The 24,141-nt window shown below is 72.5% G+C and carries 21 protein-coding genes; 11 read left to right on the forward strand and 10 right to left on the reverse strand.

What is annotated here, in order from left to right; translation table 11 throughout:
- Positions 1-224: 224 nt before the first annotated feature.
- Positions 225-1,898 carry a PucR family transcriptional regulator gene (locus tag OG841_RS10490; RefSeq protein WP_326662603.1) on the forward strand — a complete coding sequence of 558 codons (1,674 nt, stop codon included), beginning with the start codon at positions 225-227 and terminating at the stop codon, positions 1,896-1,898.
- A gap of 127 nt (positions 1,899-2,025) precedes the next feature.
- A complete protein-coding gene (locus tag OG841_RS10495) occupies positions 2,026-2,799 on the forward strand; it encodes a hypothetical protein (protein ID WP_328641667.1) in 774 nt (257 codons plus the stop codon).
- A 529-nt stretch (positions 2,800-3,328) separates the two neighbouring features.
- Here OG841_RS10495 and OG841_RS10500 read toward each other — a convergent pair.
- The gene (locus OG841_RS10500; protein WP_328641666.1) at positions 3,329-4,135 is read right to left on the reverse strand and encodes a GntR family transcriptional regulator; all 807 of its coding nucleotides are present in this window, start codon (positions 4,133-4,135) and stop codon (positions 3,329-3,331) included.
- Between the two features lie 156 nt (positions 4,136-4,291).
- On the opposite strand from OG841_RS10500, the gene OG841_RS10505 reads away from it, so the two are divergent.
- Both OG841_RS10505 and OG841_RS10510 read left to right on the forward strand, forming a co-directional pair.
- Positions 4,292-5,149 (forward strand): (2Fe-2S)-binding protein, encoded by an 858-nt coding sequence (locus OG841_RS10505; RefSeq protein WP_328641665.1) that lies wholly within the window; start codon positions 4,292-4,294, stop codon positions 5,147-5,149.
- Between the two features lie 315 nt (positions 5,150-5,464).
- Entirely contained in the window at positions 5,465-6,502 is a 1,038-nt protein-coding gene (locus OG841_RS10510; RefSeq protein ID WP_328641664.1) for a DUF2637 domain-containing protein, read from the forward strand.
- Between the two features lie 99 nt (positions 6,503-6,601).
- On the opposite strand, the gene OG841_RS10515 is transcribed toward OG841_RS10510, so the two are convergent.
- The 3 genes from OG841_RS10515 to OG841_RS10525 form a co-directional block, all read right to left on the reverse strand.
- Positions 6,602-7,024: an ATP-binding protein gene (locus OG841_RS10515; protein ID WP_328641663.1), complete on the reverse strand. Its 423-nt coding sequence runs from the start codon at positions 7,022-7,024 to the stop codon at positions 6,602-6,604.
- A gap of 806 nt (positions 7,025-7,830) precedes the next feature.
- The gene (locus OG841_RS10520) at positions 7,831-8,304 is read right to left on the reverse strand and encodes a hypothetical protein (RefSeq protein ID WP_328641662.1); all 474 of its coding nucleotides are present in this window, start codon (positions 8,302-8,304) and stop codon (positions 7,831-7,833) included.
- Between the two features lie 95 nt (positions 8,305-8,399).
- On the reverse strand, positions 8,400-9,011 hold the full coding sequence (locus OG841_RS10525; protein WP_057617356.1) for a hypothetical protein: 612 nt from the start codon (positions 9,009-9,011) through the stop codon (positions 8,400-8,402).
- Positions 9,012-9,222: 211 nt separating this feature from the next.
- Here OG841_RS10525 and OG841_RS10530 point away from each other — a divergent pair, with 211 nt between their 5' ends.
- Positions 9,223-10,647, forward strand: coding sequence for a helix-turn-helix domain-containing protein (locus OG841_RS10530; protein WP_328641661.1), 1,425 nt, complete (start codon positions 9,223-9,225; stop codon positions 10,645-10,647).
- Here OG841_RS10530 and OG841_RS10535 read toward each other — a convergent pair.
- Genes OG841_RS10535 through OG841_RS10545 form a run of 3 tightly spaced genes read right to left on the reverse strand, consistent with a single transcriptional unit; the run spans position 10,644 to position 13,823 of the window.
- Positions 10,644-11,012 carry a bleomycin resistance protein gene (locus OG841_RS10535; protein ID WP_328641660.1) on the reverse strand — a complete coding sequence of 123 codons (369 nt, stop codon included), beginning with the start codon at positions 11,010-11,012 and terminating at the stop codon, positions 10,644-10,646. The two genes, OG841_RS10530 and OG841_RS10535, sit on opposite strands and share 4 nt — an antisense overlap.
- A gap of 27 nt (positions 11,013-11,039) precedes the next feature.
- Complete coding sequence (locus OG841_RS10540) at positions 11,040-12,782, reverse strand: pyruvate dehydrogenase (RefSeq protein WP_328641659.1); 1,743 nt, start codon at positions 12,780-12,782, stop codon at positions 11,040-11,042.
- 54 nt (positions 12,783-12,836) lie between these two features.
- Complete coding sequence (locus OG841_RS10545) at positions 12,837-13,823, reverse strand: protein phosphatase 2C domain-containing protein (RefSeq protein WP_371564573.1); 987 nt, start codon at positions 13,821-13,823, stop codon at positions 12,837-12,839.
- Between the two features lie 2,105 nt (positions 13,824-15,928).
- Here OG841_RS10545 and OG841_RS10550 point away from each other — a divergent pair.
- On the forward strand, positions 15,929-16,414 hold the full coding sequence (locus tag OG841_RS10550; protein ID WP_328641658.1) for a DUF456 domain-containing protein: 486 nt from the start codon (positions 15,929-15,931) through the stop codon (positions 16,412-16,414).
- 77 nt (positions 16,415-16,491) lie between these two features.
- A complete protein-coding gene (locus OG841_RS10555; RefSeq protein ID WP_365122181.1) occupies positions 16,492-16,863 on the forward strand; it encodes a PPOX class F420-dependent oxidoreductase in 372 nt (123 codons plus the stop codon).
- On the opposite strand, the gene OG841_RS10560 is transcribed toward OG841_RS10555, so the two are convergent.
- From OG841_RS10560 to rsgA, 3 genes are all read right to left on the reverse strand, one after another.
- Positions 16,860-17,342 (reverse strand): methylated-DNA--[protein]-cysteine S-methyltransferase, encoded by a 483-nt coding sequence (locus OG841_RS10560; RefSeq protein WP_328641656.1) that lies wholly within the window; start codon positions 17,340-17,342, stop codon positions 16,860-16,862. The two genes, OG841_RS10555 and OG841_RS10560, sit on opposite strands and share 4 nt — an antisense overlap.
- 2 nt (positions 17,343-17,344) lie before the next feature.
- Positions 17,345-18,724 carry a DNA-3-methyladenine glycosylase 2 family protein gene (locus OG841_RS10565; RefSeq protein ID WP_328643689.1) on the reverse strand — a complete coding sequence of 460 codons (1,380 nt, stop codon included), beginning with the start codon at positions 18,722-18,724 and terminating at the stop codon, positions 17,345-17,347.
- Between the two features lie 172 nt (positions 18,725-18,896).
- Positions 18,897-19,997, reverse strand: coding sequence for a ribosome small subunit-dependent GTPase A (gene rsgA, locus OG841_RS10570; protein ID WP_328641655.1), 1,101 nt, complete (start codon positions 19,995-19,997; stop codon positions 18,897-18,899).
- Positions 19,998-20,325: 328 nt separating this feature from the next.
- Between rsgA and OG841_RS10575 the strand changes: the two genes are divergently transcribed.
- The 4 genes from OG841_RS10575 to OG841_RS10590 all read left to right on the forward strand — a co-directional run bounded on the left by OG841_RS10575 (position 20,326) and on the right by OG841_RS10590 (position 24,111).
- The gene (locus OG841_RS10575) at positions 20,326-21,150 is read left to right on the forward strand and encodes a hypothetical protein (RefSeq protein ID WP_328641654.1); all 825 of its coding nucleotides are present in this window, start codon (positions 20,326-20,328) and stop codon (positions 21,148-21,150) included.
- A 99-nt stretch (positions 21,151-21,249) separates the two neighbouring features.
- Positions 21,250-22,425, forward strand: coding sequence for an NAD(P)/FAD-dependent oxidoreductase (locus OG841_RS10580; protein WP_328641653.1), 1,176 nt, complete (start codon positions 21,250-21,252; stop codon positions 22,423-22,425).
- Entirely contained in the window at positions 22,422-22,721 is a 300-nt protein-coding gene (locus OG841_RS10585; RefSeq protein ID WP_328641652.1) for a (2Fe-2S)-binding protein, read from the forward strand. Before OG841_RS10580 ends, OG841_RS10585 begins: the two co-directional genes overlap by 4 nt.
- Positions 22,714-24,111 carry an NAD(P)/FAD-dependent oxidoreductase gene (locus tag OG841_RS10590; protein ID WP_328641651.1) on the forward strand — a complete coding sequence of 466 codons (1,398 nt, stop codon included), beginning with the start codon at positions 22,714-22,716 and terminating at the stop codon, positions 24,109-24,111. The genes OG841_RS10585 and OG841_RS10590 overlap by 8 nt, the downstream gene beginning before the upstream one ends.
- Positions 24,112-24,141: the final 30 nt, after the last annotated feature.

Consider the following 24,141-nt stretch of genomic DNA (forward strand, 5'->3'; position numbering starts at 1 on the left):
CGGGGTCAGTCACGGAAACCATGAAGGAGTTGGCTGGTCGGGACCGTCATCTTGTAGATTCGTATGAACGGAGGCCCTCGGTCACCTCCATGTTTTCCTGCGGAAACGTTCGACACAGCCCACGTGACCTGGGACACAGCCCCGGGGACGGCACAGACCGCTCCGCACCTCACCGGACCCTTCCTCCATCGTAGATTTCGAGACAAAGAACGGCGGCGACGAGAATGCGGCTGCGCGCACTGCTGGACACCGACGCGCTGGGCCTGCGGCTGCTCGGCGGCGAGGACGAACTGGATCGCACCGTGCGCGGGGTGATGACCACGGATCTGCGCGACCCGAGCCGCTACCTCTCGGGCGGGGAACTGGTCCTGACAGGCCTCGCCTGGCGCCGGGACGCCGCCGACTCGGAGCCTTTCGTACGACTCCTCGTGCAGGCCGGAGTGGCCGGGCTGGCAGCCGGTGAGGCGGAACTGGGCAATGTCCCGGAGGACCTGGTCGTCGCCTGCGTCCGCCACCGCCTCCCGCTGTTCGCGGTGCACGAGTCGGTGGCCTTCGCGACGATCACCGAACATGTCGTACGGCAGGTCTCGGGGGAGCGGGCCGGCGACCTGGCGGCCGTGGTGGACCGCCACCGCCGCATGATGACCTCGGGCCCGGCGGGCGGCGGACCGGACGTGGTCCTCGACCTCCTGGGCTCCGACCTGGACCTGCGCGCCTGGGTCCTGTCCCCCACCGGCCGTCCGATCGCGGGCCCGAAGGTGGCGGGCCCCGGTCTCCCGGCGGACACCTGCGCGAAGCTCGCGGCGGAACACCTGGCGGCGGCCCGCACCGGGCGCCGAGGGCCCCACCGGGTCACGCTCGGCTCGTCGACGTACTCCCTCTTCCCGGTCCGCAGCTCCGGCCGCTCCCCCCAGGCCTCCAGGGACGTACGCGAGACGGTCCTGTCGGACTGGCTGCTGGCGGTGGAGGCGGACGCCGGCGACTGGCCGGAGGAACGCCTGGACCTCCTGCGGGGCGTCACCCAGCTGATCGCGGTCGAGCGGGACCGCAGGGACGCGGCGCGCACGGTCCGCCGCCGCCTGGCCCAGGAGGTCCTGGAGCTGGTCCAGACGGGAGCGGCACCGGCCGAGATCGCCGCCCGCCTCAGGGTGGCCGCCCCGGTCCTCCTCCCCGGCCTGGGAGCCGCCCCTCACTGGCAGGTGGTGGTGGCCCGGGTCGAGTGGCAGGACGGCGACCTGGAGGGCGGGCCCGTGGCCCAGTCGCTCCTGGAGGAGATCCTGGTGGACCCGTCGGCCACGGGCCCCGAACCGTCCGACCGCATAGCGGTGGCCCACACCGGCGACGAGGCGATCGCCCTGGTCCCCCTCCCGGCGGTGTCCACCGAGCACGACGGCTCCGAGGCCGGGATCCTGGCGGACGCCCTCCTGGAATCCGTACGGGACCCCCTCTCCGCCGGCCTGGACGACGACGGCAGGGTCACCCTGGGCGTCAGCGCGTCGGTCCACTCGGCGGAGGGACTCAGAGGCGCCCTGGAGGAGGCCCGCCACGCCCGCAGGGTGGCGGCGGCCCGCGCCGGCAGGGTCTGCGCGGCAGGCCACCAGGAGCTGGCCTCACACGTCCTGCTGCTGCCCTTCGTGCCCGACGACGTCCGCCGAGCCTTCACGGCCCGTCTCCTCGACCCGCTCCGCGACTACGACCGCCGCCACCGGGCCGAACTCATCCCCACCCTGGAGGCCTTCCTCGACTGCGACGGTTCGTGGACCCGCTGCGCGACCCGTCTCCACCTGCACGTCAACACGCTGCGCTACCGCGTCGGGCGGATCGAGCAGTTGACGAGCCGGGACCTCTCACGCCTCGAGGACAAGCTGGATTTCTTCCTGGCACTGCGGATGAGCTGAAACCTGTGAGACCCCGGACTCCCACGACTTTGTGAATTCCTTCACCCACCCCCTTGGCCGGGCCCGCCGTTTCGTGCTGAGATGCCGCCACCACTCATAGCTCGACGGCGCGCTCGGGGAGGGCAACGTGGCGTATACCGCCATGTCTGGTAACGGAACGACCGCCGGTGACGATCCACTCCAGACCGCGGTATGGCGGCTGCGCTCCCGGGCCTGCTGGGCCGACGCGGCCGCCCTGCTCCAACCGGTCACCGCGCAGGCGGCGCTGCAGAGAGCGGCACTTCTGGTGGAACGCTGCCTGTACACGGAGCAGGGCTGGCCGGAGGCGGAGGACGCGCTGCGCACCGCCGAGGCCCTGGCCCACAGCGACGGCGAACGGGGAGCGGCCGCTTGTGAACGAGGGCAACTTGCGTACGCCTCGACGCTCCACGGGGTCCGTGACCGCGCGGACGAGGCGAGGGCGGCGCTGGGCCGTGCGGCGGCGCTGATCCCTCCGGGGGTGGAGGCGAGGGCACTGCTGGACTTCCGCCGAGGTCTGCTGGCCGAGAACCTGGCCCACGCTCCCCAGGCGGCCCGAGCGGCCTACCGCCGCGCCCACGCGGGCGCCACGGCCCACTCCGACCCCCTGCTCCTGTCCTTCACCTGGCGCCACCTCGCCGGACTCGCCCTGCGGGACGGGGAGTTGGCCGAGGCCCGACATGGCTTCGCCGAATCACTCCGGATCCGGGAGGAGTTGGGCTACCTGGTGGGAACGGCACCGGCCCTCGCGTCCCTCGCGGACGCGGAGGTGGAACCGGAGGCGTCCCGGCTCCGCGAGGAGGCGAGGCGGTTGTACCGGTTGCTGGGGGGCGTACCCACATGGCTGGCACGGCAGTTGGCTCCGCCGGCGGCCACGGCGTGATGTGAGCCGGGGCGCCTACGGGGGTGTCGGGTCGGCTTGTCGAGCGGGGGCGGGTGAGTGGGGGGCGGGCCGCGTGCGCGGGGCCTGAGCCGGGCGCCTATTGGGGTGCCACACCGGGTCCTCACGCGTGTGCGGGCCGGTGGGGGCTGGTCGCGCAGTTCCCCGCGCCCCTGGGGAGTTGCGGTCACCCGCGCCAGGACGGACCGTTCGCCACCTCATGCGCCCCGGCGGGCCGTTCGCCGCACCGCGCGCCACGAAGGGCCGGTAGCCGCGTACGGCGGCGAGGGGACGGGGTGGGGGGTGTCCGCCCGCAGCGGCCGGCGTCCGTTACAGGGCACCACTCAAGGGACCGAGCCGCCGGACCGAGGACGGACACCCCCCACCGCGGCCCCGACCCACACACCACCCGCACGCGCTACACCCGCCCCCACCGGGCCCGCAGCTGCGCCGCAGGCATCCAGGGGCGCGGGGAACTGCGCACAACGCCCACCCCCACCGCACCCGCACAGGCCCGCCCAACCGCCGGACGTCAGGAGCTCCCGGCGAAATGCCCGCCCACCAACCCCCGCACCACATCCAGATCCCGTGCGATCAACGCGTCCAACAGCGCCGTGTGCTCCGCCGCGTCCGCGATCAGGTCCGCCCGCCCCCGGGCCGCGGAACCACCCAGCAGCGGCCACTGAGACCGCCGGTGCAAGTCCTCCGAGATCTGCACCAGTTGCTCGTTCCCCGACAGCGACAGCACCGCGCGGTGGAAGGCCCGATCGGCCTCCGCGTACGTCGCCCGGCACCCCGACGACGCCGCCCGCACGCTCGCCTCCGCCACCGGCCGCAGCTCCGCCCACCGCTCCACCGACACGCTCCGCGCCAGCCGCAGCATCACCGGCACCTCGATCAGCGCCCGCACCTCGGCCAACTCGGCCAGCTCACGGGCCCCCCGCTCGACGACCCGGAACCCACGGTTGGGGACAACCTCGACGGCCCCCTCCAAAGCGAGCTGCTGCATGGCCTCCCGCACCGGCGTGGCGGACACCCCGAAGCGTTCCCCCAGCGCGGGCGCCGAGTACACCTCACCGGGCCGCAACTCCCCCGTGACCAACGCCGTACGCAAGGCATCGAGGATCTGCCCCCGCACGGAGGCCCGCTGGATGACAGGCCGCGGAATCGGCACCTCACTGTGCGTGTGCTCACCCCGGACCCCGGAACCCGTCTCGGCCCGGGCCCGCGCAGCATCGGGGGCCCGCATCTGCGGCGGCACCCGAACCGCGCCCACGGCCAGGTCCATGGCCCGCTCCACACCCCCCTTCCCGGCGGAGCCCTGCGCACCCTGCTTCACGGGTCCTCCTCCGGACGTGTCGGTACTTGGGGTCATTAACGACGGGTTGTTACTCACCCGTCAAGCACCTTAGGCGCAGAACGCTCCAGTTCAAATCCCAACGATCCCGGGTAAGGTAAGCCTTACCTTTAGACGACTGTGAATCGGTGCCCCCGCATGCCCATACCGCCGCCCGCCCCCCGCTCCGCCGTCACAGCCGCCTACGCGCGCATGACCGAGGCTCTCCCGGTGCTGACGGTCACGGAGCTGCCCGCGGACACCCCCCTCCCGGCCGGTGACGGCTGGTTCACCGCCGCGGCCCTCGCGGGGAGCGGCACCGCCCTGGACACCTTCCTCGCCTGGGACGACGAGCAGGTCCTCCGAGACAACGCCAGGAAGGGCCGCCCGGACGTGATCGCCGGCTTCGGCCTGCACCGCTACACCTGGCCGGCCTGTCTCCTCTTCACGGCACCCTGGTTCCTGCACCGCAGGGTCCCCCGCTACCCGGCGCCCCGGGTCTCCTACGACCGCACCCGGGGCCCGATGGCCCTCGCGGTCCACCCGGGCCCGTTCGCCTGCCTCCCGGACGACCCGGCCGCCACGCTCCCCGGCGCGTACACGGTCCCGGACGAGGAGTCCCTGCGCGCGGAACTGAGGGACGCGATCGCCGAGCACATGGAGCCGCTCCTCGCCGCCTTCGGCCCACGCATGCGCCGCCGCGGCAGGGCCCTGTGGGGCATGGTGACCGACGAGATCGTCGAGGGGATCTGGTACGTCGCCGAACTCCTCGGCGAGCACGAGAGGCGCCGGGCCGAACACGCCCTGGAGCTCCTCCTGCCCGGGACGACGAAGCCGTACGCCGGCTCCCCTGCCTTCCGCGTGCTCACCGGCCCCGACGGCAGGCCCCTGGCCACCCGGGACCGGATCAGCTGCTGCATGTACTACACACTGGATCCTGACGACACCTGTGCTACCTGCCCGCGCACCTGCGACACGGACCGGATCGCCAAGCTCACGGCGGCCGCCGCCAGTTGAGGTCCCGTCAGAGGGGACCCCGCCGCAGACCGTCCTCCCGCGTCCCGTAAGATCAGCGCCGACTGGGACGCCCGTTCGGTTACAGGCAATTCACAACTTCCTCACTTGTCGCAGGAACTTTCCGTGGAACCACCCGTACGGGTAGTCTTATTCGAACTCAACTCCCGCCCCTCAAGCGGCAGTTCGAGCAGAACGCCGCCCTGGGCAACCCCTTGCACTTCCTTGGCGGCCTCTTGCCCCGAAAACGCCTGAGGGCCGTTGGGATTGGGCCACTATGGCGGGCGTTACGCCCTATCCCAATGCAAGGGACCCCAGATGAGACTGACCGACATATCGCTGAACTGGTTGCTTCCGGGCGCCGTACTGCTCCTGGGCATGCTGGCGGCGGTGGCGGTGCTCGCGCGGAGCAAGCGGTCCGGCGGGGAGCACGCGAAAGACGACTCGTGGGAGCGGAGCGAGGAGCGCCGCAGGCGCAAGGAGGCCATATACGGCACCGCCTCCTATGTCCTCCTGTTCTGCTGTGCGGCGGTTGCCGCCGCCCTCTCCTTCCACGGTCTGGTGGGCTTCGGCCAGGAGAACCTCGGCCTCTCCAACGGCTGGGAGTACTTGGTCCCGTTCGGCCTGGACGGCGCGGCCATGTTCTGCTCCGTCCTCGCTGTGCGCGAGGCCAGCCACGGCGACGCCGCGCTCGGCTCCCGGATACTGGTGTGGACGTTCGCGGGCGCCGCGGCCTGGTTCAACTGGGTGCACGCGCCCAGGGGTTTCGGTCACGACGGCGCGCCTCAGTTCTTCTCCGGCATGTCCCTCTCGGCGGCCGTCCTCTTCGACCGCGCGCTGAAGCAGACCCGCCGGGCCGCGCTGCGCGAGCAGGGTCTGGTGCCGCGTCCGCTGCCCCAGATCCGCATCGTCCGCTGGCTGAGGGCGCCGCGTGAGACGTACAAGGCCTGGTCGCTGATGCTGCTGGAGAACGTGCGCAGCCTCGACGAGGCCGTCGACGAGGTCCGCGAGGACAAGCGGGAGAAGGAAGCGGCCCGACTGCGTCGGCGCGGCGAGCAGCGCGTGGAGCGAGCCCAGCTCAAGGCGATCAGCCGGGGACACCGCGGCTTCGTCGGCCGGGGCGGCGGGCGCCAGTTGGAGGCCCCGGCGGCCCCGGCTCTGGAGCGAGCCTCCGCGGAGCCTGCCATATCCAACCCGGAGCCGCTGCCCGTACGCCAGCGTCCCTCTCTCCAGCCCGTCCGCGGCGCGTCTGAGTCGCAGTCCGTCGACCTCACCGCGGAGGACGACACAATGGCCCTGCCGCGACTCGACTCGCTGGAGCGCAAACTCAAGGATCTTGAGCAGCAGTTCGGCTGAGGCGAAAGCCGAGGCCAAGGCCTGAAGGGCGCGGCCCGAGAGGCCGGAGCACCACGGGAGGGGGGCGTGACCGACGCGGTCACGCCCCCCTCCCGTGGTTCACGCCGTTCCGGCGTCGAGTTCGAACCAGACGGCCTTGCCCACGCCGTGTGCCCGTACGCCCCAGGCGTCCGCGAGGGACTGCACCAGGACCAGGCCCCTGCCGTGTGTACCGTCGCCGGCGTTCGGTACGCGCATCCGGGGTCTGCGGGCCACGAAGTCCCGCACCTCGACCCTCAGCGCCCGGGGCCCCACCGTGGCCGTCACGACCGCGTCGTCGTCGGTGTGCACGAGTGCGTTGGTGACGAGTTCACTGGCGAGCAGTTCGGCTATCTCGGATCGTCCGGGCCTCCCCCAATGTCGTAACAACTCGCGCAAGGCCCTGCGTGTCTCGGGTACGGCCCCCAGGTCCGCCCGCTCCAGTCTGCGCCGGAGCTGAGGCGACTGCGCCTGCTCCAGGGCGCTGTCCGCCTTCTCCTCCATGGTCTTTGCCGAGAAGGCCCCTACTGCCGTGGGACCGCCTCCTCGTGCCTGCCTCTTCATGACCCCCGCCCGCGTGCCGATGTCGGTTCCCCTCCTGCTCGAACACGTTCACGGGGATCCATGCCCCCCTGGTTCATGCGCCAGTCATGTCGAATCGTCAACGACCGGGTGTTCGGCCACGTTTGCGGGGGCGACCACGGCGGTGCCGACGGAGCGGACGAATCCCGGGCCACGCCCCGCGGACCACCGCGCACGCCGGAGCCGCTCCGACGGGGCGGCGCCCCGCGGCGACCCGTACGGGCCGCCCGACACGCGGCGCGTATGCCGCCGGCCCCCTCCGTGCGGCAGGTGCCCTGCGAACCGGTGTCGGGGTTCCGGACGCCACGGGCGCCGCGCGAGCCCTTCACTCCTGGAAGGCGCGGGAAATCACCTGGTCGGCGGGGTGGTTCCGAGGGACGCGAGGAGTGCGCGGACCTGGGCCTCCGGGCGGGAACCGGTCCCGGATTCACACGTTCCGTTCCGGGCCTCGAGGTGAGGAGCCTGCCGTACGACGACCCGCGCGCCCCCTGAAACGGAGTGCACCCCCGCCGCCGGCACCCGACGATCGGGTCCGGCGAGCGGAGGTGAAATGGTGCGTCCGTTCCCGGAGGCGGCAGCCGACCCCGAGGTGCCACAGGGCTGCTGAGCCATGTGGCTCCGGGACACCGGGACCACCGGGCATGGGCCAATCTGCCGACCTCGCACTGCCGACCTCGCCGTACCCGGCGAACAGGTGTGGCAGTCGGGAAACTGGCCGGAATCCGCCACTACTTGCCTGCGACGCCCTTGGTGCCGATGTGGAAGATCTTGTGGCTGCCACGGGTCATGTCGACCACGAGGGTGCTGGTCTGCCCGGCGCTCCAGGTGAGGGTGACGACGGCCTCGGTGCGGGCGGCGGTGGTGCCGTTGTCGGTGACCTTCCACGCGAGGGGCACGTTCTGGGCGCGCAGGACGCCGTCGGCGTGCTCCTTCTCCTCCCAGGCGTTCAGTTCCTTCTGGAAGGCGGGCGTGAGGTAGTGGGCGCGGAGGGCGTCCCGGAGGTCGCCGCTGCCCTCGTCGGTCACCGCGTCGATGTAGGCGCCGTAGAAGTCGGCGATGCGCGTGATGTTGTCGGAGGGCTTCCCGCTGACGCTGCGCGGTGCTCCGGCGGAGGCCTGGGCCGTGACGCCGAGGCCGAGGGCCAGGGCGAGGCCGAGGCCGAGGGCCAGGGTGGTGCGGCGGGTCGCCTTGGTCGTGTTCATCTGTGTTCCCCGTTTTCTTTCAGGTTTCTGCTACTGGTCATGTGGTCCGTGCGGGGCCGCCCGCCCGACCCCCGTGCGGGAGGGCGGCCCCGGCTTCAGTGGAGCTTGTTCACCGCGGTGGCGGTCGTCTTCTTGAAGGCCTTCACCGGGGCGTCGGCGAAGTCGCCCATCTGGGACCACTCCACGACGGTGACGGTCCGGTCGTCCCGGCCGACGGAGAGCAGGTGGATGTCGGTGGCGCCGAACGAGTGCTCGGTGTGCAGGCCGTGCACCCGGGCGCCCTCCTCGACCGCGACCTTGCCGTAGTCCTTGTACGTGGCCTGGAGATCCGGGTCGCCCTGTTCGAGGCGGTCCGCGCAGGTGCGGATCTCCTTGTTCATACGGGTGGCGAGGGCCGCGGCCTTGGTCTTGGTGCCGACCTCGATCGTCAGCTGGCGGGCGCTGGTGTCCAGGTCGGTGCGGAAGTCGCGGTACCGGGAGTCGTAGCCCGGCAGCGCGTCCTTCAGACAGAGCTGCAGTTCCTCCGGTACGCCGTCGGTCACCTTGCCCGCCGTCCACGTGGACGAGGGGTGCGGCGGGAGGTCGGCGGCCGAGAGGAACTTGGGCGCGGCCGGCGCGGCTCCGGCCTGCACGGCGAGGGTGACGCCGAGCATGAGGCCGGTGAGAGAGAGTACGGTGAGCCCGCCTGCTCGACTGTGCTTGGGCATGAGTGTCCCCCGTGAGATGCGTACAGGAATGTGGGATGCCACGACGACGCCGGATGGTCGGTCCGGCCCGGTCGGTGTGACACCAAGAGCATCAGCGGTCACACGGGGCGGACGCAACATGGGACACGGGATCCGTCGGCATGGAACCATCCCAGGCCGTCTGACGTGCAGGTATAGGGAGTGCCTGGGATGCGGGATCTAGGGGGAATCGTTGTCGGCACCTGAACCACAGGACGATGTCCAGGAGTTCGCGGCCCTGCTGCGGCGGCTGAAGGAGGGCACGGACCGCAGCTACGGCTCGCTGGCCCGGCGGCTGGGCATGAACACCTCGACCCTGCACCGGTACTGCGCGGGCGACGCGGTACCGGTCGACTTCGCACCGGCGGAACGGTTCGCGGCGCTGTGCGGGGCATCGGCCGAGGAGCGGATGGACCTGCACCGGCTGTGGCTCTCGGCGGTCGCGGCGAGACAGCGACCGCGGACTGCGGAGTCGTCTGAGACGTCGGAGTCGTCGGAGTCGACAGCGGCTCTGGTCGTGCCGGCGGGGGCAGGGCCGACGGAGGTAGCGGGCGACCCTCGCGCGGACGCAGCCTGCGAGCCGGGCCCGGAGAGCGCATTCGAGGGACCGGACGACAGTGAGAGTGCGGGTGAGCCGGACACCGTGCGGGTGACGGGGTCCGCTCCCCCGCCCCGCCCCTGGTACCGCCGTCGGCGTTTCCTCGTCACCGCGGCCGCCGTCGTGGTCGCTCTCGCCACTCTGGGCAGTCTTTCGGCGCTGCCGTCCGGCCGTCCCGCCTCGGACAAGGTGGCCCAGGCTCCTGACCCGTCATCCCGGACGACCGCGTCGGGCCTGCCGGACCGTTCCGGATCGCCGTCACCGAGACCCTCCGCCACGTCCGCCTCCCCCTCGGCCGAGACCACCGGAACGCGGCCCTCCGCCTCGGCGTCCCACGGCCGCGGCACCGCGAAGGAGGGCCCGGGGGCCGGACAGCAGGGGACCTCCGTCGGCACGCCCCTGACCTGGAGCGCGAACTCCCAGATCTGGGAGGGAAGCTGCGGTCACGACTACGTCATCGACAAGCCGCCCTCCCAGGTTCCCCCGCCCCCGCTCGTGCAGGACGCCGGGATCTGGGCGGCGACGCAGGGCGCGATCCACGGGCGGGAGACGAAGGTGCAGATCTCCGTGCAGGGACGGTCGTCCACGGCCGTCGTCCTGGAGGCGCTCCGCGTCCGGATCACCGGCCGCAGCTCCCCGGCACCCGGTACCGCGTACGCCATGGACCAGGGCTGTGGCGGCGGGATCACCCCGCGCGGCTTCGACGTGAACCTGGACATCGACCGCCCCATCGCCCACGCGGTCGCCGGCAACGACACCGGACAGACCGTCCCCGCGGTGCAGTTCCCCTACCGGGTCTCCGCCACGGACCCGGAGGTACTGCTGGTCACCGCGACGACGCAGACGTACGACTGCAACTGGTACCTCGAACTCGACTGGTCCTCGCAGGGCCGCACCGGCACGGTCCGCATCGACGACCACGGCCGCCCGTTCCGCACGACCAGCATCAAGGGCCTGACGCGTCTCTGGTACGGCACGAACGCCGCGGGCGAGCGGGCCTGGGTGGAGTCCGGCACCTAGGAGCCGGCCGCGGACCCCACCCGGTGAGCCGTGCCGTCGGGGTCCACGTAGGCGAACTCCCGTAGTCCGTAAGGCGTGTCGGCCGGCTCGACGAAGCGGCCCTCGACGCCGGAGGCCCTCCACTCGGCATGGACGGCGTCGGCGTCACTCACGTACAGGTAGACGACGGCTCCGGTGCGCAGAGGGTCGTGCTCGGACCACTCGCTGAGGTGCATCGAGACCGCACCCCGCTCGACGAAGCCGTACCGCTGCGGACCGTCGTAGGCACGCGCGGCGAAGCCCAGCAGACGGTATCGCTCCAGGGCCACGTCGAGGTTCCGGACCGGGACGACGGGCGCGACGTCGGTGAAGGCGATGTCTGGCATGCGGCCAGTCTTGCATCCACGGGCTGCTCAGGGCCGGGGGACGTTCCGGAGGTTGGAGCGGGCCATCTGGAGCATGCGGCCGACTCCTCCGTCAAGGACGATCTTCGAGGCGGACAGGGCGAAGCCGGTGACCATCTCGGTGCTGATCTTCGGCGGGATGGAGAGGGCGTTGGGGTCGGTGACGATGTCGACGAGGGCGGGACCCTTGTGCTTGAACGCCGACTTCAGTGCCCCGGCGAGGTCCTTGGGCTTCTCCACGCGCACGCCATGGGCACCGCAGGCGCGGGCCACGGCCGCGAAGTCGGGGTTCTTGTTGGTGGTGCCGTAGGAGGGGAGCCCGGCGACCAGCATCTCCAACTCGACCATGCCGAGCGAGGAGTTGTTGAAGAGGACGACCTTCACGGGGAGGTCGTACTGGACGAGGGTCAGGAAGTCGCCCATCAGCATGGAGAACCCACCGTCGCCGGACATCGACACGACCTGTCGCCCGCGGTCGGTGAACTGCGCCCCGATCGCCATCGGCAGCGCGTTGGCCATCGAGCCGTGTGAGAAGGAACCGATCACCCGGCGGCGGCCGTTGGGCGAGATGTAACGGGCGGCCCACACATTGCACATGCCGGTGTCGACGGTGAACACCGCGTCGTCGTCGGCGAGTTCGTCGAGTACGGAGGCCACGTACTCGGGATGGATCGGGACGTGCTTGTCGACCTTGCGGGTGTACGCCTTCACGACCCCTTCGAGTGCGTCGGCGTGCTTCTTGAGCATCTTGTCGAGGAAGCGCCGGTTCGTCTTGGCCTTCACCCGGGGCGTCAGACAGCGCAGGGTCTCCTTCACGTCGCCCCACACGGCGAGGTCGAGCTTGGAGCGGCGGCCCAAGTGCTCCGGACGTACGTCGACTTGGGCGATCTTGACGTCGTCGGGGAGGAAGGCGTTGTACGGGAAGTCGGTGCCGAGCAGGATCAGCAGGTCGCACTCGTGGGTGGCCTCGTAGGCGGCGCCGTAGCCGAGCAGTCCGCTCATGCCGACGTCGAAGGGGTTGTCGTACTGGATCCACTCCTTGCCCCTGAGGGCGTGCCCCACCGGTGACTTGACCTTCTCGGCGAACTCCATGACCTCGGCGTGCGCGCCCGCCGTGCCGCTGCCGCAGAACAGGGTGACCCTGTCGGCCTTGTCGATCATCTCGACGAGCTTGTCGATCTCGGCGTCGCCGGGGCGGACGCTGGGCCGGGAGGTGACGAGGGCGGTCTCGGCGGCCTTGTCGGGGGCGGGCTGGTCGGCGATGTCGCCGGGGAGGGTGACGACGCTGACGCCGGAGCGGCCGACGGCGTTCTGGATGGCGGTCTGGAGCAGCCTCGGCATCTGCTGCGGGTTGGAGATCATCTCGCTGTAGTGGCTGCACTCGCGGAACAGCTGGTCCGGGTGGGTCTCCTGGAAGTAGCCGAGGCCGATCTCGCTGGAGGGGATGTGCGAGGCGAGGGCGAGCACGGGGGCCATCGAGCGGTGGGCGTCGTAGAGCCCGTTGATGAGGTGCAGGTTGCCGGGTCCGCAGGAACCGGCGCAGGCGGCGAGAGTGCCGGTGATCTGGGCCTCCGCGCCCGCGGCGAAGGCGGCGGTCTCCTCGTGCCGTACGTGCACCCAGTCGATGGCGGAGTTGCGGCGGACGGCGTCCACGACGGGGTTGAGGCTGTCGCCGACGACGCCGTAGAGGCGCTTCACCCCGGCCTTGACGAGGATGTCCACGAACTGTTCGGCGACGTTCTGCTTGGCCATGGAACCATGCACCCCTTCGGTCTCCTTGGGTCCATCAATCCACAATGGCCGCGATCACGCCTCCCAAACAGCGGCGGCCGTACGGTCGTCGGCGTATCCCTTGACCCGGACTTGGGAGTCGGCGAGGAACTCGGCGAGACCGGGCGGGGGTCCTGACCACCTTCCCGTGAGGTACTCGCACAGTTCGGGCTCGCCGCGCAGGGGGTCGGCGAGGCCTCCGGTGCACATCAGGAGGGTGTCACCCGGGCGGGCGACGGAGGCACGGAAGCGGAAGGGTTCGCGGGGCGGCTCCGGGGCGGGTTCGTAGGCGCTCGGGGGTGTCGGGATGCCGAGGTCCATGGTGAGGCGGTCGCCCTCGGGGGTCTCGGTCGGCAGGGAGCCGAAGCCGACGACCGGTTCGCCGGTGACGTCGGTGATGCGGGGTTCGATGTCGTGCCACTCGCCGTCGCGGAGGCGGAAGAGGCCGCCCTCTCCGACGCCGAAGAAGACGCGGATCCGGCAGTCGGGGTCGGCGGGCAGGAGCAGACAGCGCAGGGTGGCGGCGTACTCCTCCGGGTCGACGCCCTGCTCGACGGCGCTGGCGCGCAGCTTGCCGAGGCTGCGGTCGGTGAGCCGGTGCAGCCCGGACTTGAGGTCGCCGCGGCGGGCGGCGCTGATGTCCTGCGCGAGCCGGGCCTGACTGCGCCCTATGGCCCGCCCGATCCAGTGACAGGCCTCGGCGGCGGCGCGGTGGGCGCCGGGGGTGGCGCGGGCACCGGTGGCCATGGCGACGAGGATCAGCGCCTGCTCGCCGGTGCCGAACCGGGCGGTGAGCAGGGAGTCCCTTCGGGGTTCGCCGCGGAACCTGGCCGAGTCCCCTCGCGCGGACACGGCTCGCAGCGTGCACGCCCCGTACCTGGCGCCGTCCAGCACGGTGTCCGCCACCAGGTCGTCGAGTTCGTCGGGGTCGGCGGGCGGGAGGGCGGTGGGTTCGGCGTCGTAGGTGGGAGGGCCGGAGCCGACGAATCCGACGGGGGCGGGCGGGAGGGTGGGGATGTCCACGCGGGTGGCGGTTCGGGGTGCCTGCGGCGCGGGAGCGGGGTCCTGGTCGGCACCTCGGCGGTCCTGGACGGATCCGTCCTGGTCGTGGTCGGCGGTCCGGCCACGTCCGGGTGGTTCGGGGGGCTCGGGGGGCAGGTTGGGCTGAGTGGAACCCGGGCCGGCTGCGGGGGGTACTTGGGCGAGGTCGGCGTCGACGTCGGGTGGGGCGGCCCACCAGTCGCCTTCGACGCGAGGTGGGCCGGCTCCGCCTCGGTTCGACGAGGGCCCTGGAAAGCTCTCGGGGCCGCCAGATGTGGGCACGTCCTCGGCGCCGCCTGCGATGTCACCCGTGCGCGAGCCGACCCCGTCCGGGGCGCCCCCACGCGGGTCGACTCCGCCGGCACCACGCCCTCCGGAATCGCCGCGGCCCGGCGAACCGACCGGATCGGCGTCCTGCGGCGGGCCGCCAGTGACCCCACCCGGCGAGACCGCTCCGGCGTCGCCGCGGCCGGAGGAAACGACCCGGTCACCGCCCGGCGGCGGACCATCAGCGACACCATCCCTGCCCAAGCCTCCGCCGTCAGGCGAAACGGCCCGGTCGGCGTCCTGCGGTGGAGCCGCGGGGCGCGGTGGGGCTGAGGGGTGCGGGGGTGCCGCCGTCGGCGGCCTCGGGGGCTCGGTCGGCAGGCGCGAGGCCGGAACGGTCGTGGCCGGAGGCGTCTCGGTGGACGTACGGCCGCCGGGTGGCGAGGGCGGGCGGTCCTCGGCGGGCCGCTCGACGAAGCCGGGCGGCTTGGGGCCGGGCGGGAAGGACGCGGGGCCGTCGGATGCGTCAGGTGGCGCCTGCCAGGGGACGGGGTGCCGGCCGGGCGAGGGGGCCGTCGCCCCGGGGAAGCCTGTCCGCGGCGCGGGAACCCCGGTACCGGGCCGACGGCTCTGCTCCTCCGCAGCGCCCGGCTCGGAACCGGGCTGTCCGTCACCGGACCCTGTCTGCGGGCCGGGCCGTCCACCACGAAGCCCTGCCCCCGAGCCCGGCTGCTGCCCCCCGCCTAGACCCGCCCCCGAGTCGGGCCGTCCGCCACCAAGCTCTGCCTCCGAACCCGGCCGCCCACCACCAGGGACCGCCTCCGATCCGGGCAGTCCCTCACCGGACGGTGCCCCCGAACCCGGCTGACCCACACCGCGCCCCGCCCCCGAGCCCCGCTGGCCCTCACCAGGCCCCGCCTCCCAGCCGGGCCGTCCCTCACCGGGCCCCGCCTCCCAGCCCGGCCGTCCACCACCGGACTGCGCCTCCGAACCCGGCTGACCCACACCAGGCCCCGCCCCCAAGCTCGGCCGTCCACCACCAAGCCCCGGCTCCGATCCGGGCCGACCCTCACCGGGCCGTGCCCCCGAACCCGGCCGTCCACCACCAAGCCCCGCCCCCGAGCCCCGCTGACCCACACCGGGCCCCGCCTCCCAGCCCGGCCGTCCACCACCGGACTGCGCCTCCGAACCCGGCTGACCCACACCGCGCCCCGCCCCCGAGCCCCGCTGGCCCTCACCAGGCCCCGCCTCCCAGCCCGGCCGTCCCTCACCGGGCCCCGCCTCGAAACTCAGCCGCCCGCCCCCCGGCCCGTCCCGCACCGCCCCCGCTGCCGAGGCGAAGCGGTCGTCCAGGGTGTCCGGGGCCGGTGTGGGGCCCGTGTCGTCGGTGGAGTCGTACAGCTGCCCCCACCAGTCGTCCTCGTGACCGCGACCGGTGGGCGTTCCCCCCTGCTGGCTCATGCCCCCAATTGTCCACCGCACCGGCCGTATGAAAACGGGGCATCCCGAAAATCAAGCCCCGCCACGCGCGTCGAACTGTGTTGCGACGGGTCGCCGGACGGTTCCACCCCCCACGGGAGAACCGCCCGGCGACGCCGAATGACCCGGACTCCGGCGGACGCACGTCGTGGGTACCGGTCGGGTCGGCCCTGAGTGTGACCCACTTCCCTGTCGCAGAGCTGTGCCGGACGACGGCCCGAGTGCCCACCGCCGTGAGGCCGATGCGCAGCTCTTCCCCAACGGGCCGGGGACGGGCCGGGGACGGGCCGGGCTGATATCGCTGACCTGCACTTTCTGCCTGCCTCCGGCACCCTGGACTCATGGGAGTGTGGGACCTCCTGCTGGTCGGCCTGGTCATGCTGTTCGGCCTGGTCGGGGTTCTGTTGCCCGGGGTGCCGGGGTCGTGGCTCGTGTGGGCCGCGGTCCTGTGGTGGGCGCTGAAGGATCCGCAACCGGTCGCGTGGAGCGTGCTCGTGGGGGCCACGCTCGCCCTGTTCCTGTCCCAGGTGGTGCGCTGGTCGCTACCGCCACGCCGGCTGCGGGAGAGCGGGGCCACCCCGCGCATGGCGGTCTACGCCGGAGCGGGCGCGTTCCTCGGCTTCTTCCTGATCCCCGTGCTCGGCGCGATCCCCGGGTTCATGGGCGGCATCTACCTCTCGGAGCGCCTCCGGCTCGGCCGCCACGGGTCGGCGAAGGCCGCCCTGCGCACGGCGATGCACTCGGGCGGCTCCAGCGTGCTGGCGGAACTGTTCACCTGCCTGCTGATCATGGGCGCGTGGCTGGGGACGGTGCTGTGGGGCAGCTGACGTAGGACCGCGGCCCCAGACAGGCCTAGGACGAGATTCCGATGTGCGGACGGCACGCGCGTGTTTGGGTGGCTGCCATGACCGAATTCAGCGAGGCCGAGCGCGCGTACCTGAAGTCCCAGCGGCTGGGACGACTCGCCACCGTCGACCCGCAGGGACAGCCGCAGGCGAACCCGGTCGGCTTCTTCCCCCAGGACGACGGCACCATCCTGATCGGGGGCTACGCGATGGGCCGCACGAAGAAATGGCGCAACCTCCAGAAGAACCCGAAGGTCGCGCTGGTCGTCGACGACATCGCCCGTCTGAAACCGTGGACGGTGCGCGGCATCGACATCCGCGGCGAGGCGGAACTCCTCACGGGCCCACACGATTTGGGCCCGCACTTCAGCGAGGAACTGATCCGCATCCATCCACGACGGATCCACAGCTGGGGGCTCGAGGAGTCCTAGAGGGCACCTTCGAGGGCGAGCAGGGCCGTCTTGCGCTCCAGGCCGCCCGCGTACCCGGTGAGCAGGCCGTTCGCGCCGATCACCCGATGGCACGGGCGGAGGATCAGCAGGGGGTTCGCGCCGATCGCTCCGCCCACGGCCCGGACGGCGACGCGGGAGGCACCGACGCGCGCGGCGATCTCGCCGTACGTCGTGGTCGCCCCGTACGGAACGTCGTCGAGGGCGTCCCAGACGCGGGTCCGGAACTCGGTGCCTTCAGGACGCAACTCCAGTTGGAACTCCTTGAGTTCACCGGCGAAGTAGGCGGCGAGCTGCTCCTCGGCGTCCCGGAAGGGGACGGGGTCGTGGATCCAGCCCTCCTGGACGGTACGGCCCTTCTTCTGCTCCGGAACGGACAGCGAGGTGAGCGCGCCGGTCTCGTCGGCGGTGAGGAGCAGGGTGCCGACGGGGCTGTCGAGACGGGTCCAGCGGATGGCCATGATTACTCCAACTCTCCTGCTGTGCGCAGGTGTTGCCAGGCGTAGGAGCGCCAGGGGCGCCAGCTGTCGGGGGCGTCGAGGCCCGGTGGCGCGACATCGGGGTCACCGAGGGCGCGGGTGCGGATGACGGCGACCGTTCGGGCGTCCAGGCCGGGCAGGGCGAGGAGTGCGTGCTGCACCTCGTCTCGGTCGGCGCCCGGATCGAGTCGTACGGCCCCGTCGGCCAGGGCGGTGGCCAGCGTGCCCAGAGGGCCGGCCGCCTCCGACAGGGCCGCGGGCTCGGGAAACAGGTGGGTGAGGCTGCCGCAGGGTGCGTCCAGGGTCTTGCCGTAGCGCTGGACGAGCCGCTCGGATGCGCTACGGCCCACCAGCGCCCGTACGGCGAACTCCTCGGGGTCGGCGGCGCCGGGCGACCGGAGTCCTGGGCGGGCGGCGACCAGGGCAGCGAGCCGGGTGTCCGCGCCGAGCCGCTCGTCGACGGCGTAGGGATCGGCGTCGAGGTCGAAGAGCCGCCGCAGCCGTCCGACGGCGGTGGTCAGGTCGCGAGGGTCGGTGAGGTGCAGATGGGCGTCGAGCCAGCCGCCGGGGTTCGCGCCGGAGGTGGTTCCGGTCGTGCCGGTGCGTTCCTGGACGGCGACGATGCCGGTGCCGTGCGGGAGGCGGAGGGTACGGCGGTAGGTGCGCAGCCCGGGTGCCCCGCCCACCTCTTCGACGCCGGGTACGGCCTCGCTCTCCAGCAGGTCGAAGACGGCGCCGGCCCGGTAGGGGCCGCGGTGGGCCAGTCGGAGCGGAATGCCCGCCGTGGGGGTGGCCGCACGGCGTGCGGTCCGGGCGGCGGCCCGCAGGTCGCTGGGGGTGGAGGCGTAGATCTCCCGGACCGTGTCGTTGAACTGCCGCACGCTGGCGAAGCCCGAGGCGAACGCGATCTCCGTGACCGGCAGGCCGGTGGTCTGGAGCAGGACACGCGCGGTGTGGGCGCGCTGGGCGCGGGCCAGGGCGACGGGGCCGGCGCCGAGCTCGGCGGTGAGCTGGCGCTGGACCTGGCGGGCGCTGTAGCCGAGGCGGCCGGCGAGCCCGGCGACGCCCTCCCGGTCGACGACACCGTCGCCGATCAGGCGCATCGCCCGGCCCACCACGTCCGCCCGTACGTTCCAGTCCGCGGAACCGGGGACCGCGTCCGGGCGGCACCGCCGGCAGGCCCGGAATCCGGAGCCCTGCGCGGCGGCTGCCGTCTGGTAGAAGCGGACGTTGCGACGCTTCGGGGTCACCGCGGGACAGCTGGGCCGACAGTAGATCCCGGTCGTCTCGACAGCGAAGAAGAACTCCCCGTCGAACCGGGCGTCCCGGCTGCGGACGGCTTCGTACCTGGTGTCTTCGTCCATCACGTGTTCCAGTTTCCGCCGTGGGCGAGGATGCCGCTGGCGGAAATCGGACACGGTGATGGGGTGCCGCGTCAGTTCCGTGTGACTGCACCCGCTCAGGGGCGCGGGGCTGGATCCCTATGCGGCTCCGCCACGTGGGCGCGACCGGCCCCCACCCACCCGCGGCCGACCCTTACGCCCAGCGCCCCCGCTTCGCGTCCATCGCCGCCTTCCCCTCCGCTCCCCTCTTCTTCCAGTCCTTCCGGATCTCGGCACGCAGCCGCGCGTCCGTCTTCGCCACGATCCGCTGGTTCTCCCGGATCAGCTTCCGGTAGCTCTCCAGCCGCCGCTCGGGCAGCTCACCGGAGTCGATCGCGGCCAGTACCGCGCACCCCGGCTCGCTCTCGTGCGCGCAGTCGTGGAAGCGGCACTGTGCGGCCAGTGCCTCGATCTCGGAGAAGACCTGTCCGACACCGGTCTCGGCGTCCCACAGTCCCACGCCCCTGAGGCCGGGCGTGTCGATCAGTACGCCCCCGCCCGGCAGGGCGAGGAGGTTGCGGGTCGTGGTCGTGTGGCGCCCCTTCCCGTCCGCGTCCCGTGCGGCCTGCACAGTCATCACGTCCTCGCCGATGAGCACGTTCGCCAGTGTCGACTTCCCCGCGCCGGACTGGCCGAGCAGCACGGTCGTACCGCCGGAGACGACCGCGACGAGTACGTCGAGCCCCTCCCCGTGCAGCGCGCTGACGGTCAGCACCGGGACGCCCGGCGCGGTCGTCTCCACGTCCTGCACGAGATGCGAGAGCGTCACCGCGTCCGGCACGAGGTCGGCCTTGGTGAGCACGACCACCGGCTGTGCGCCGGACTCCCAGGCCAGGGCCAGGAACCGTTCGATGCGGCCGAGGTCGAGCTCGACGGCCAGCGACACGGCGACGATCGCGTGGTCGACGTTGGCCGCGAGGATCTGCCCCTCGGACCGCTTGGAGGAGGTGGAGCGTACGAATGCGGTACGGCGTGGCAGATACGTCCGTACATAGCGAGGGCTGCCCCCGGGCTCGACGACGGCCCAGTCACCGGTGCACAGGACCCGCATCGGATCGGGCGGCGTGACGAAGGCCGTGTCGGCCCGCATCATCCCTTCGGCGGTGACGAGGTCGCACTGCCCGCGGTCGACCCGGACCACCCGTCCGGGCAGGAGCCCCTCGGGCTCGTAGGGGGCGAACTCGTCCGCCCATGCCTCGTCCCAGCCGTAGGGAGCGAGAGCGGAGAAAGCATGAGAAGTGGAGCTGGAAGTCAAGGGTGACCCTTCACAAGGGTGGCCCCGGCACCAGGAGTTGGTGTCAGCCGACGGCCACGGAGGTGGACTTGATGATCTGGATGCGAGCAGCGCTCTTCGCAAAGACAGCCATCGGTCGACACCTCCCTCATTCCTCGCTCGTGGGGCACGGCAGCCGTGAGCGGCCGTGCGAAGCGGTCTCACCTTAGAGGCCCCGGCGTCGGAGGCGCCACCGGTTTTCCGGAGCCCGGTGCCGTCGCCCCTCTCACTCGAACGGCCCGGTGCGTTGGTCGTACGGGAGGAGCGGTTGTGGCATGGAACCACCGCCCCATCTCCAGGAGACCTCGTGATGACCCACCGTCCGCCCCGCCCCTTTCGCGTCCTCGCCTCGATCCTCGCGGCCGGAGCCCTGTTGACGACCGCCGCGTGTGCGGACGGTGACGACAGCGGTCAGGACCGCGCGGACACCACGGAGATCACCACGGAGATCTCCTCCTCGCCGCTCGCCCAGCAGTCCCCGGCCGCGCTCACCCCGGCCGGGGCGCGTGCCGCGCTGGTGACGGAGGCGGATCTGGAGGACGACTGGACAAAGGTCAAGAACGCGGCCACCTGGCGCGACAGCCTGCTGGTCGGACAGGTGGACGTCGCCGACTTCCTCACCGCCAAGGCCGACGCGGCCGACTGCCAGAAGCTGCTCGACCGGCTCTACGACGACGAGCTCCTGGGCAAGCCGTCCGGAGCGTCCGCGCTCACCGGCTTCAAGGAGGGCGAGTCGCGGCTGCTGTACCAGGTGGCCGCCTATGACAAGGCCGCGCTGGACACGTCCTTCGCCTGGTTGAAGAGCCTGCCGGTCAAGTGCGACCAGTTCACGGCGAAGGACGGCTCGGGTGGGCAGCGCACGGTCCAGGTGGTCGCGACCTCCCTGCCCAAGGAGGGCGATGCCCGGCAGGGGCTGCAGGTCACGGTCCAGGGCACCTCGGGCGGGGAGCCCACCACCCTCACCCTCGACGTCGCAGCCCTGCGGTTCGGCACGGACGCGATCACCTTCACCAACGGCGGCCTCGACGGAGCCGACGACCACACCACCGAGCAGGCGGCGAAGCTGGGCGCGGCCCGTCTCGAGGACGTCCAGGCGGGCCGGACCCCGTCCGCCGACCCGAGCGAGATCGACTGACGGCCCGGTGAGCCCCGTCCGTCCCAGCCCCCCCCCGCCCGCCCGCCGGTGCGACGTCATGGTGTTCCCGCCGAGAGCGGCATGTGACATAGTACTGACGTGAGCAAGCGACTGACCTGCGATGTCGTGGTCGTCGGAGCCGGGATGGTGGGTGCGGCCTGTGCCCTGTACGCCGCCCGCGCGGGCCTCGACGTGATCGTCGTCGACCGCGGTCCGGTGGCCGGCGGTACGACCGGCGCCGGTGAGGGCAATCTCCTGGTCTCCGACAAGGAGCCGGGACCCGAGCTCGAACTCGCCCTCCTGTCCGGCCGGTTGTGGACCGAGTTGGCGGAGGAGGTCGGCGACGCCATCGAGTACGAACTCAAGGGCGGCGTGGTCGTGGCCTCCACGTCCGACGGCCTCGAAGCCCTGGAGAGGTTCGCGACCGGGCAACGGGCCGCAGGCGTCGAGGCGGTGCGGGTGGACGCAGGCCGACTCAGGGAGCTGGAGCCCCACTTGGCGCCCGGACTCACCGGCGCTGTGCTGTATCCCCAGGACGCGCAGGTCATGCCGACGCTGGCCGCCGCTCATCTCGTACGGTCCTCGGGTGCCCGGCTGTTCACCGGCGCGGCGGTGACCGAGGTGCTGCGCGGCGCCGACGGTGCCGTGCGCGGGGTGCGGACCGGCCGGGGCGAGATCCACACCCCGCATGTCGTCAACGCCGCCGGGACGTGGGGCGGTGAGCTGGCCGCGCTGGCGGGAGTGAGCCTCCCCGTGCTCCCCCGACGCGGCTTCGTCCTGGTCACCGAGCCGCTGCCCCGCCTGGTCCGTCACAAGGTGTACGCCGCCGACTACGTGGCCGACGTGGCCAGCGACTCGGCGGCCCTGCAGACCTCACCTGTCGTGGAGGGGACGGCGGCCGGGCCCGTCCTGATCGGTGCGACCCGTGAACGGGTGGGCTTCGACAGGTCGTTGTCGCTGCCCGCGCTGCGCGCGCTGGCGGAGGGCGCGACCCGGCTGTTCCCGTTCCTGGAGCGGGTGCGCGCGATGCGGACGTACCTCGGCTTCCGGCCGTACATGCCCGATCACCTGCCCGCGATCGGCCCCGATCCGCGGGTGTCCGGGCTGTTCCACGCCTGCGGGCACGAGGGCGCCGGCATCGGACTGTCCACCGGGACGGGGCAGTTGATCGCCCAGGTGCTGGCCGGGCGCGCCCCCGATCTCGATCTCGCACCTTTCCGTCCCGACCGTTTCCCCGCCTCCGCCTCCGCCTCCGCCTCCGAGGAGGCCTCGTGAACCCGCTGGAGCTGGTGGGCGCCGAGCCCGGTCCCCCCTTCACCGTCACCCTCGACGGGCGGGAGATGGAGGCCCTGCCCGGCCAGACCGTCGCCGCCGCGCTGTGGACTGCGGGCATCACCTCCTGGCGCACCACCCGCGGCGAGGGCCGCCCGCGCGGGATCTTCTGCGGCATCGGCGTCTGCTTCGACTGCCTGGTGACCGTCAACGACCGCCCGAACCAACGGGCTTGTCTGATGCCCTTGCGGCCGGGCGACGCGATCCGCACGCAGGAGGGAACGGGCCACGATGACTGAGCCCAGCCTGGCGGTGATCGGTGCGGGTCCGGCCGGACTCGCGGCCGCCCTCGCGGCGGCCGCCCGGGGCATCCGTGTCACCCTGATCGACTCGGCCGCGGAGGCGGGCGGGCAGTTCTACCGGCAGCCCGCACCCGGGCTCGGGGCCCGTCGGCCGCAGGCACTGCATCACCAGTGGCGGACCTGGGAGAGACTGCGGGACGGCCTGCGCGCCCATGTGCAGGCGGGCACCGTGCGGCACATGACGGATCATCACGTCTGGTTCGTCGAGCGCCGGGACACCGCCGGTTTCGCCGTGCACGCCCTCGTGGGCCCCGAGCAGGAGCAGCCGGCCGAGGTACGCGCGGCGGCGGTCCTCCTCGCCACCGGCGGCTACGAGAAGGTGCTGCCCTTCCCCGGCTGGACCCTGCCCGGTGTCGTCACGGCGGGCGGGGCGCAGGCCATGCTCAAGGGCGGGCTCGTGCTGCCGGGCCGTACCGCCGTCGTCGCCGGGACCGGGCCGCTGCTGCTGCCCGTCGCCACCGGCCTCGCCGCGGCGGGCGCGACGGTCGCCGCGCTGGTGGACTCGGCCGACCCGAAGTCGTTCGTACGGCGGTCCCGGACGCTGGCGGGCCGACCGGGCAAGGTGGCCGAAGGCGCCCAGTATGCAGGGCAGTTGCTCCGGCACCGGGTACGCACTCTCCTCCATCACACCGTCGTGGCGGCGCACGGCGCCGAGCGGCTGGAGGCGGTGACGATCGCGGCCCTCGACCGGGACGGGCGGGTGCGTCAGGACACCCGCCGACGCCTCGGCTGCGACACCCTCGCCGTGAGTCACGGCATGCTGCCGCACACCGACCTCGCCGACGCGCTGGGCTGCCGGGTCGACGGCACGGACGTGTACGTCGACGACGAGCAGCGCACCGACGTGCCGGGGGTGTGGGCGGCGGGCGAGACCACCGGCATCGGCGGCTCCGCCCTCTCACTCGCCGAGGGACACATCGCCGGGCGGTCGGTCGCGGCGCGGCTGGCCGGGCGGGCACCGGATCCCGGTGAGTGGGCGGCCGCCGCGCGCACCCGGGCCGGGCTGCGGGCCTTCTTCGCCGCCGTCGACTCCGTCTACGTGCCGCCCGCGCACTGGGCCGAGCAGGTCACCGACGGGACGGTGGTGTGCCGCTGTGAGGAGGTGTCGGCCGGTGCGGTGCGGGAGGCGGTGCGCGAGCTGGGGGCCGGTGACCTGAGGACCGTGAAGCTGCTGACGCGGGCCGGGATGGGCTGGTGCCAGGGCCGGGTGTGCGGGCCCGGAGTGGCCGGTGTCGCCGGGTGCGCGGAGACCGCGGGCCGCAGGCCGTTCGCACGGCCGGTGCCGCTGGGCGTGTTGGCCCGGGCCGGAGAGACCGAGGAACAGTGATATGTCACACCCTATGGAGAGGTGATCCAC

Origin of the sequence: Streptomyces canus (genome assembly GCF_041435015.1) — a bacterium.
In the GTDB taxonomy this organism is placed as follows: domain Bacteria; phylum Actinomycetota; class Actinomycetes; order Streptomycetales; family Streptomycetaceae; genus Streptomyces; species Streptomyces canus_G.

Bases quoted from the DNA above. Each gene is read 5' to 3' on its own strand.
- OG841_RS10550 (WP_328641658.1), top strand. From the start codon at position 15,929: ATGGGAGTGTGGGACCTCCTGCTGGTCGGCCTGGTCATGCTGTTCGGC.
- OG841_RS10575 (WP_328641654.1), top strand. From the start codon at position 20,326: ATGACCCACCGTCCGCCCCGCCCCTTTCGCGTCCTCGCCTCGATCCTC.
- OG841_RS10535 (WP_328641660.1), bottom strand. From the start codon at position 11,012: ATGCCAGACATCGCCTTCACCGACGTCGCGCCCGTCGTCCCGGTCCGG.
- OG841_RS10510 (WP_328641664.1), top strand. From the start codon at position 5,465: ATGAGACTGACCGACATATCGCTGAACTGGTTGCTTCCGGGCGCCGTA.
- OG841_RS10560 (WP_328641656.1), bottom strand. From the start codon at position 17,342: ATGGCCATCCGCTGGACCCGTCTCGACAGCCCCGTCGGCACCCTGCTC.
- OG841_RS10555 (WP_365122181.1), top strand. From the start codon at position 16,492: ATGACCGAATTCAGCGAGGCCGAGCGCGCGTACCTGAAGTCCCAGCGG.
- OG841_RS10490 (WP_326662603.1), top strand. From the start codon at position 225: ATGCGGCTGCGCGCACTGCTGGACACCGACGCGCTGGGCCTGCGGCTG.
- OG841_RS10515 (WP_328641663.1), bottom strand. From the start codon at position 7,024: ATGGAGGAGAAGGCGGACAGCGCCCTGGAGCAGGCGCAGTCGCCTCAG.
- OG841_RS10525 (WP_057617356.1), bottom strand. From the start codon at position 9,011: ATGCCCAAGCACAGTCGAGCAGGCGGGCTCACCGTACTCTCTCTCACC.
- OG841_RS10540 (WP_328641659.1), bottom strand. From the start codon at position 12,782: ATGGCCAAGCAGAACGTCGCCGAACAGTTCGTGGACATCCTCGTCAAG.
- OG841_RS10505 (WP_328641665.1), top strand. From the start codon at position 4,292: ATGCCCATACCGCCGCCCGCCCCCCGCTCCGCCGTCACAGCCGCCTAC.
- OG841_RS10565 (WP_328643689.1), bottom strand. From the start codon at position 18,724: ATGGACGAAGACACCAGGTACGAAGCCGTCCGCAGCCGGGACGCCCGG.
- OG841_RS10520 (WP_328641662.1), bottom strand. From the start codon at position 8,304: ATGAACACGACCAAGGCGACCCGCCGCACCACCCTGGCCCTCGGCCTC.
- OG841_RS10590 (WP_328641651.1), top strand. From the start codon at position 22,714: ATGACTGAGCCCAGCCTGGCGGTGATCGGTGCGGGTCCGGCCGGACTC.